The following is a 503-nucleotide window of genomic DNA, read 5'->3' as shown; positions in this document are numbered from 1 at the left end:
ACCGGCACCCTGGGCACCCTCCTCGCCCACCACCTCGTCACCCAACACAGCGCACGACACCTCCTCCTCCTCAGCCGCCAAGGCCCCAGCGCCCCCGGCGCCGACGACCTCCACACCCAACTCACCCAACACGGTGCCCACGTCACCATCACCGCCTGCGACACCGCCGACCCCACCGCCCTGGCCGACGCCCTCGCCACCATCCCCACCGAACACCCCCTCACCGCCGTCTACCACACCGCGGGCACCCTCGACGACGGCATCCTCACCAGCCTCACCCCCCACCGCCTGACCACCGTCCTACGCACCAAAGTCGACACCGCCCTCAACCTCCACCACCTCACCCGCAACACCCCCCTCACCCACTTCACCCTCTACTCCTCATCCTCCGGCACCTTCGGCGCACCCGGCCAAGCCAACTACGCCACCGCCAACACCTTCCTCGACACCCTCGCCCACCACCGCCACACCACCCACCAACCCGCCCACTCCCTCGCCTGGGG

1 protein-coding gene is annotated in these 503 nt (G+C 70.4%); it reads left to right on the top strand.

Translation table 11 applies throughout. The annotated features are described in order from the left end of the window. Window positions 1-503: KR domain-containing protein (locus AC5P1B_RS35805; RefSeq protein ID WP_493892216.1), on the top strand; the 503-nt coding region annotated here is incomplete at both ends.

Source organism: Streptomyces sp. A01 (assembly GCF_059026195.1).
Note: the sequence above shows the minus strand (reverse complement) of the source record. Positions and strands in the feature narration are given on the sequence as shown.